Origin of the sequence: Rhodopirellula sp. JB055 (assembly GCF_043100905.1) — a bacterium.
GTDB lineage: Bacteria > Planctomycetota > Planctomycetia > Pirellulales > Pirellulaceae > Rhodopirellula.
Map to the genome: position 1 here is coordinate 1 of NZ_JBICHO010000565.1, position 4162 is coordinate 4162.

Consider the following 4162-nt stretch of genomic DNA (forward strand, 5'->3'; position numbering starts at 1 on the left):
TGCTCTTCCGCGCCCGGGGCCTCACGGCCCCGGCAAAGGATCTGCCGGCCCTCCGGGACTCTCGCGCAACGCATCCGGATTCGCCAAGAATTCGGACATGACGTAACGGCGACCGCCAAGAATCCGGGCGCATCCCATCCGGAGCATCTGACTTCTCGCGAATCCAGCCACATGCATTCACGTAGGCCAGGTCTCACCTGGCAACCATGCCGATGCTTTGGAACAAAGCGAGACGACCTGCATTCACCCGCGAGTTCGCGAGACTCTGTCCAGTCAACCAGCCAGGTGGAATCTGGACGACGTTTGCCGGTTCAGTCTGTGGTTGTTTGCTTGACGTGCAGTCGCAGGGTAGGTGGGCTGGCGGTTGGATGGGTGCGGCTAGCGAATCCGTGCACGTAGCTTTGAGTCTGGTTCACGGAGGTCTGTCGGGTGATCACCAATGTCGGTGTGGATCCCAAGTTGTCTTGCACAAACTGCAGCAACCGCGGGTCGGCGATCACAAATTGTCCTTGCGGTTTCGATTGGGGAATCACGAACTCACCAAGTAACTCCAATTTGTCCGGATCAAGTTGATGAGTCTTTGGCTTCCGGCCGGGAAAGTTGTCTCGATCGAGAGTCTTGGAATTCCAATCCGTGTTGTATTCCGGCTTCACACCGTGAACGTGAAAGGTGGAATCAGGCAACAAGGACGTGTACCCCATCCCCGTGTGGACACCCTCCAGCCGAAGCTCCACGCCCGACAGGTCCGATACGTCAAAGCCCGTCAGATCAAATCGTATGAACGCTTTGCGATTCCAATACGGTTCGCTGTCAGCCCGTTTGACCAGCAACACATGATCCGGCGTGGGGAACATGTCTCCTTCTCGCCGATCCCCAGACGTGACATCTCCTTCGTCGCCATCGCCGTAGGCGGAGCTGATGTGAATGACTTTGTCAGTGGATGCCGGCATCGCGTTGTCCTGATTGACATTCTCTTTCTGCTTGGGAGCAAACGTTTCCAACGCATGAACGGAAGCGAACGCTCGACTGGTTCCTTCCAATGTCATTTGCCGTCCCGTTCCCAAATGTTTGACATCGACCTTGCCTTCCATCACATCCAAACGAGCGTCACCGACGTTGTCGACATAGACACCAAATTTGGTTCCACGATCGGTGATTTCCGCCCGAGGTGTTTCGACCACGAAGCCTTCACCGCCTTCGCTGACCGACCCGACAATGCTGCCCGAATGCAGGCGGCAACGTTCGGCTGAAATCAGTTCGATATCGACTGGTCCTTCCATCGAAACAGTCGCACGAGGGAACTGCAATTCCGCGATGCCTGAAATCAAACGCAAGCGTCCTGACGTGAGTTCTTGCCCAACGGTTGTCGGCAAAGTCCCGGTGCCCCAATGGCAGTCGGTTGACGAAAGGATCGTCGCAACGGATCGCGGCTGCATCGTCATCCATTCCCAGCCCGCCGCCGCAACAAACAAGAGACTGGCGGCAATCCAAGGCAGGTAGCGGGTTAGCCGAGACAAACCAGCGGCTGGTTCGGCGGGGCAAACAGGGGGCAACGGGTGCTCCGGAATGCCATTCCAAATCAACGCTGCATCTTGGTTCGCATGTTCGATGTAGTCATCGAGCAACTCATCCGAGGCGTGCAGCAGTGTTTGCAGCTCCTCCGTTTCCGCTTGAGTCGCCACACCGTCCAAAAAGGCGTTTCGCAACCGATCAAATCGTTCACGCTGGGTCATTGGAGCGAATTCCTTCGAGAGAAAGAGTGCGGTCAACACATGCGTGAAGTGCCTCACGGATACGGCTTAACATTTTGTAAACGGCATCCACGCTGGATCCCATCTCCTCTGCGATATTTTCCACTGGCACCCCCTGCCGGTAACGTTGTTCCACAAACGCTCGCTTGCGTTCGGGAAGCTTCTGAACACAACCTTCCAACGCATCCAACCGACGCTGCAAATAGGCCGATCGTTTCTCTTGCCGCTCGGAAATCAACATCACGGTCTCGGTATCGAAGTGGGGTCGTTTAGCCCGTCGCTTCGACGTGAAAGCTCGGACTTGATTGAGCGCCACCGTGCAGGCCCACGCCCGAAAATTAGTCCCCGGTTCGAATCGTTCGTACTCTCGCCAAAGCACGAGGTTGGTTTCCTGCAGCACTTCATCCGCGTCCGTTCGATTGGGGATGAGCGAATGGATGTAGTAAAACAGCGAGCGTTGAGACTCGGTCAAGAGCTGAATGAATTCGGTCGTTGCCTGGTCGTTGTCACTCATCAGTTGTTGCGTTGATTCCTTCACGGCGTCGTTTGCCTGGAAGTTCATTCCTTTGTTGCGGTTGCTACTGAGTGTGGCAGATCCAGCTTCGCTAAAAACAGATCTGCAATCTTTCGAGCGGTGGTGATATTTTCCAAGTCATAGCGAATGTTGCCGTCACGCTCGGAGCCCCCACCGTGCCCCGTCAATTCCAAGATCGCATGAGGACTCTCACGATCGACATCAATCAGCGCCGTGTACAGCAACGATGGTTGCCCCCACTCCCGTTCTTGCCACTCATCGTTCGAATCGCCCGGCAGATTGAATTCCACACAAACGACAAATCGGTTTCCTTCCCCTGGCCGGAGATACTGATCCAATTCGAAACTGTGATTCTTAGTGGCCCCTGTCAATCCATCGACGTCCCCATTGGGATCGACGCCAGAGACCATTGTGTAGGCGTGCCGCCAAATCGGAAGCACATCGCTGCGGCGAAGCAATGATCCATCACCGGCAGAAGCGGTGCGTGAAACGACTTCACTGTACGCAAGCCCTTCGTCCAGGTACAACGTCTCAATCATGGTTCCGGTTGTGGATTCCACCCAAACCGCCGTCGCAGGCAGGCGATCCAGCGACGTTAAATAACCAAGATGAATTGAAAGCATCGCGTCCGATTCTCGTTTGGGTTTTCTCACAACGATCCGCTGATGCGGCGACAATTCGCCAAAGCCCACCAGCGAAGACGCCCGCACAATCTGGCTTCGCTGGCGAGTCTCATAGCTTTGATCCATCAACCAATTGGTAGGCGGGATCGCGGCAACCGAGGCCACCAGAATCACCGCCCAAAACCCAAGCACGCTTGCCTTTCGCATCAGCCCCATCGCTTTTGATTGCCTCGATGCAATGGATCGAAAGTAGGTGAGTCGGCTCAACACGTGCTTTGTCACCAAGACGACACACACGACCCCGGAGACCACATGCAATCGCGTGTTGGTTTGCGAAAATGGCAGCGTGAACGCCAGCACCCCGGTGACAATCAGGGTGCTGAACGAAAACAGCAAGGCTAGATTCACCCAGTGTCTCATCAGGACGAGCGATCCTCAAAACCGATCAGACTGCGAAGTTCGCGAACATGCTTCTGACCAACTTCTCGAGGCGTTGCTTGGTAAGCCTTGCACAACGACGCGGCGTACCCGGTTGCAACTCCCATTTGCCCGCAAGTGTTCATGACACGAGGTCCAGCCAATCCGATGTGGGAACAACTGAAACAGCGTCCGGCCATCATCAGATTATCGATGTCCTTCGAATACAGACTTCGGAATGGAACAAAGTATTCTCCACCGGTTTTGTAGAACAACGCTTTGGATAAGAAATCGACCGGGTTGCCCTGCAAGACTTGTTGGTAGTGCGAGTCAATCTCCCGCGTTTCGACCACCACCGCATCCTCGAACTCTCGTCGTTCAGCGGCATCGTTCATCGTGTAAATGTGATCGCCCATCAGACGTCGCGATTCGCGTTTGCCACCAACGAACGAAACCCATTTCAAGGTCCAGGGTGCATTCTTGGGATGGCGTTTGGCATTTGCAAACGAACCGTAGATCGCACGCAACATGTGGTCACGGATGGTTTCCGCATCGTCGATTTGGTCCAAATCGTTTTTGGAGTACTCCCAGTACCATTCTCCCGCGGTCGCTTCGTGATTCTTCGCCACCGGCATCGCCCAAGGCACATCGGGAAAAACGCTACGTTGGTTTGTTTTCTCAGCATTCCAAAGCACCGACGTTCCCATCACACGTTTGTCGGGATTTTCGGGACTCCAAAGGTCGCCGTGCTTGTCCCATTTTTCACCGAACTCCCTATGCGATTCGCGGCCGATTCGGTATTCGGCTCCTGCCCAATACCCCAGCCAACCGTCACC

At 55.0% G+C, this 4162-nt stretch carries 5 protein-coding genes; 1 reads left to right on the plus strand and 4 read right to left on the minus strand.

The window, feature by feature from the left end:
- The first annotated feature begins 147 nt into the window (after positions 1-147).
- Positions 148-399: a DUF1589 domain-containing protein gene (locus tag ACF8AM_RS22020; RefSeq protein ID WP_392557723.1), complete on the plus strand. Its 252-nt coding sequence runs from the start codon at positions 148-150 to the stop codon at positions 397-399.
- Here the strand turns inward: ACF8AM_RS22020 and ACF8AM_RS22025 are convergent.
- From ACF8AM_RS22025 to ACF8AM_RS22040, 4 genes are all read right to left on the minus strand, one after another.
- Entirely contained in the window at positions 312-1733 is a 1422-nt protein-coding gene (locus ACF8AM_RS22025) for a FecR domain-containing protein (protein WP_392557719.1), read from the minus strand. The genes ACF8AM_RS22020 and ACF8AM_RS22025 overlap by 88 nt on opposite strands.
- Positions 1720-2313, minus strand: a complete 594-nt coding sequence (locus tag ACF8AM_RS22030) for a sigma-70 family RNA polymerase sigma factor (protein ID WP_392557720.1) — start codon at positions 2311-2313, stop codon at positions 1720-1722. The genes ACF8AM_RS22025 and ACF8AM_RS22030 overlap by 14 nt, the downstream gene beginning before the upstream one ends.
- Positions 2310-3317, minus strand: a complete 1008-nt coding sequence (locus ACF8AM_RS22035; RefSeq protein ID WP_392557721.1) for a hypothetical protein — start codon at positions 3315-3317, stop codon at positions 2310-2312. The genes ACF8AM_RS22030 and ACF8AM_RS22035 overlap by 4 nt, the downstream gene beginning before the upstream one ends.
- 11 nt (positions 3318-3328) lie before the next feature.
- Positions 3329-4162, minus strand: an 834-nt coding sequence (locus ACF8AM_RS22040; RefSeq protein WP_392557722.1) for an FAD-dependent oxidoreductase, incomplete at its 5' end; no start/stop codon positions are given.